The 1,293-nt window shown below is 25.2% G+C and carries 1 protein-coding gene; it reads left to right on the top strand.

Features of this window, described 5'->3' with window-relative positions; translation table 4 throughout:
- Positions 1–216 precede the first annotated feature (216 nt).
- Positions 217–1,293 (top strand): hypothetical protein (locus C4B24_RS04745; RefSeq protein ID WP_131599632.1); only part of this gene is annotated, 1,077 nt, incomplete at its 3' end.

Here is a 1,293-nt window from a genome sequence, read left to right as displayed (position 1 = left end):
AATTTAATTGCACCAGAACCATCTTTTTAAATTACATATCAAACTTCAAATTACATTTTTAATGAATTTATAAAATATACAAATATAAATAAAAACAAATTGTGCATCCGCAAATTTTAAATTACCCACCGGACACTTTAATAATTTATTTTTAAATATAAACTATAATTTAAAAAATGCAACATTTCATATTTTAAGAGCAAGGGGGCAACTTAAATGCCAAAAAATACAAAAAGCAATATAAAAATTTATAGAGGTAAGCATCGTAATTGACTAGAAACTGTAACAAAAATAATGACAAAGAAAGAAGAACTAAAAAATATAGATGAAAATAACGAAATCTTAAATGAAGAATCAAGGATTTTAATCAAGAATGAATACAATCACAACAAAAGTATTCAATATATATTCCTAACTTTAAAGAGAGAAACAACAATACCAAAATGAAGCAAATGTATCAACCATGATATGTTGAAGAAAATAAATAAAAAGGGATTGTTTAAAGAAAAAGAGAAAGAAATAAATAATTTATTAATAATCTATAGAGGTACGGAAAAGTACGATACTGAATTAGATTACATAATACCGTTTGGATATTGAAAAAAACTATTTTATGAAAGTGATGTGTTTGAAGAGGAATTTGGGATAAAAACCATAACCTTGATAAAAACAATTAATGAAAATATAAGAATTAAAAACCTCGGAAATACGAGTTCAAGTAATGGCGATAAAAAGGAACACAACAAAAGTTCGCCAACAGTAAAAATTGAAAAATTTGCAAATTTTGATGGTTTTTCTTTATCTACTTCACTTTCAATAAATGATTATCGAGAGGAAACTTTTGAAGATGTAAAAACAATTAGGGCAAATTTAAGATACATTGAATTTAGTAAGGGATTGGATATTGATTCATGAATCGATGATTTAATAATGAAAATAGAAAGTATTTGAGAGAAGTCAAAAAAATTTACACCGAAGGAAAAAACAAAATGAGATATTTTAAGGGGGCAAGAATTTCTTGAAGAAATTCCGTCAATTCATCATGAGATATACGAAAGAATGGTATTCAAAAAAGAAGAAGACGCGAAATTTATGAACATAAAAGAATTTTCAAATATTAATGAGGAAAATGCCATGCAACTTCTAATAAATGAAATGGACATAAGTGGTAAAAAAATTGAGGAATTTAAATTAGTAATTCAAGGAGAAGTTGATTCATATGTTTTAGCTCAAAATATTTTTAATAAAGTTAAAGAATACATGAAATTACATTGTGACCATTGCAAGAATATG

Origin of the sequence: Mycoplasma marinum, from assembly GCF_004335975.1 — a bacterium.
GTDB lineage: Bacteria > Bacillota_I > Bacilli_A > Mycoplasmatales > Metamycoplasmataceae > Mycoplasma_K > Mycoplasma_K marinum.
Note: the sequence above shows the minus strand (reverse complement) of the source record. Positions and strands in the feature narration are given on the sequence as shown.